Annotated in this window: 2 protein-coding genes; both read right to left on the bottom strand. The window is 42.0% G+C overall.

What is annotated here, in order from left to right:
- Window positions 1–117: 117 nt before the first annotated feature.
- Window positions 118–534 (bottom strand): hypothetical protein, encoded by a 417-nt coding sequence (locus A3729_RS03770; RefSeq protein WP_068552917.1) that lies wholly within the window; start codon window positions 532–534, stop codon window positions 118–120.
- A 137-nt stretch (window positions 535–671) separates the two neighbouring features.
- Entirely contained in the window at window positions 672–1,001 is a 330-nt protein-coding gene (locus A3729_RS03765; RefSeq protein WP_068554002.1) for a hypothetical protein, read from the bottom strand.
- Window positions 1,002–1,168: the final 167 nt, after the last annotated feature.

Here is a 1,168-nt window from a genome sequence, read left to right as displayed (position 1 = left end):
AATGCTTTCATTTGTGGTCTTTGTATTGTAATGGAGCTGAATAAGCTTGTTTCTACCCCTTAGCATAGCTAATAACCACAGACTTACCATCTCGAAGAAGCGGTTTGATTACTGGGCTTACAATAATGTGATCAAGGTAAGCCACATAATGTAACCGTAGCCAATTGTCGCGGGTAAGAAGCCTAGAAGAATGCGGGCTTTATCGCTAGTCGACTTAGGCTTAGCCATGTGAGGTTTTATAGCTAGCACAATGAAGCCGAAAGGGTTGTACAGTGCTCCAAAGCACGTGGTGTAAATGACCCAGCCGGGTAGTTCTAGGCTAAGCTTTTCATTCAAATAATAGCAGGCTACCAGCAATAGGCACATCAAGATGTAATCAATATGCGCTCGGATAAGCTGGTGGCTAGCAGGAAATAGACGCTTAAGTGCTTTTATATCAGCGTAAAGGATAAAGGAGGCTAACCAAGCCAAGGCAAGAGACAGCAGTAAGGAAAACGCTGCGGTAAGTAATAAATAGTCGGCTACGTTAGTCATTTAGTATTCCTCTGATTAGGTGTCTTATAGTAACTCAGGGAATATGTTTGGAATATACAGTGCTTGGGAAAGACAGTTTCTACCATTAGAAATTGTGACAGGAAAGGGCTCATTGAATAGAGCCCTCTTACTTTTTGTTAGCTTGAGCATTCTTTAGTGATGCGTTCTCGGACAGTATCGAGCAAAGTGTCGTCACGCTCGTATTCGGTGATGAGTTCGTCAAAGGCATCAAAGTTATCGTCGGTTAAGCCGTACTGGTCTTCAATTTTAATGAGTTCAGCTTCTTTCTTTTGTAGATCATTATGAAACAGTATCTCGGCGCATTGATAGCGTACGCTATAGTCGGCGTACTGTTCTTTGCTCATGAGCGGGTTGGCGAAGCTATTGGGCGAAAAAAGAGTGATAGCGATAGTGGTGCATAGAAAAACATGTGAAGCACTTAACGAGCTGGTTAAGGTACGAATCATTCAGATCTCCGAAGCAGGTTGATAGGGCTAAAAACTCGCGGCGAATTATAGTTAACTATAATTTTTAGTGTGTTAAGTCTTGTTATTTAATGTAAGGCTATGTAGGTTTTAACCGTAATTGTTGCCGATCTGAGGCTTCCTTAAAGGGCGCTGCTTTAACTTCCATA

The sequence above is a fragment of the Oleiphilus sp. HI0043 genome (genome assembly GCF_001634935.1).
This window is presented reverse-complemented; position numbering and strand designations above follow the sequence as displayed.

Bases quoted from the DNA above. Each gene is read 5' to 3' on its own strand.
- A3729_RS03765 (WP_068554002.1), bottom strand. From the start codon at position 1,001: ATGATTCGTACCTTAACCAGCTCGTTAAGTGCTTCACATGTTTTTCTA.
- A3729_RS03770 (WP_068552917.1), bottom strand. From the start codon at position 534: ATGACTAACGTAGCCGACTATTTATTACTTACCGCAGCGTTTTCCTTA.